The sequence below is a fragment of the Staphylococcus sp. HMSC059F04 genome (assembly GCF_001812565.1).
GTDB lineage: Bacteria > Bacillota > Bacilli > Staphylococcales > Staphylococcaceae > Staphylococcus > Staphylococcus lugdunensis.
Window position 1 is genome coordinate 1 of record NZ_KV809477.1, and the last position, 567, is coordinate 567.

The following is a 567-nucleotide window of genomic DNA, read 5'->3' on the forward strand; positions in this document are numbered from 1 at the left end:
CAGTGACCGTGACATACCCAGACGGATCAAAAGACCATGTAAATGTTACAGTTAAAGTTGGTGATCCGGATAGCGGAAAATATGAACCAAAAGTAACGCCAATCACAAAAGACTTTGGTACACCAACAACAGCGGATGACGTAACCAAAGCGGTCACAGTACCAAACTATCCAAGCGATAAACCAGCACCAAAAGTAAGTGTAGATGATCCAAGTACATTACCGAACGGTAAGACACCAGGAGAATACACAGTACCAGTGACCGTGACATACCCAGACGGATCAAAAGATCATGTAAATGTCACAGTTAAAGTAGGCGATCCAGATAGTGGAAAATATGAACCAAAAGTAACGCCAATCACAAAAGACTTTGGTACACCAACAACAGCGGATGACGTAACCAAAGCGGTCACAGTACCAAACTATCCAAGCGATAAACCAGCACCAAAAGTAAGTGTAGATGATCCAAGTACATTACCGAACGGTAAGACACCTGGCACATACACAATACCAGTGACCGTGACATATCCAGATGGATCAAAAGATCATGTAAATGTCACAGTTAAAG

The 567-nt window shown here is 42.5% G+C and carries 1 protein-coding gene; it reads left to right on the forward strand.

The annotated features are described in order from the left end of the window. A partial coding sequence (locus HMPREF2864_RS08755) for a Rib/alpha-like domain-containing protein (RefSeq protein ID WP_256277706.1) occupies window positions 1–567 on the forward strand: 567 nt, incomplete at both ends.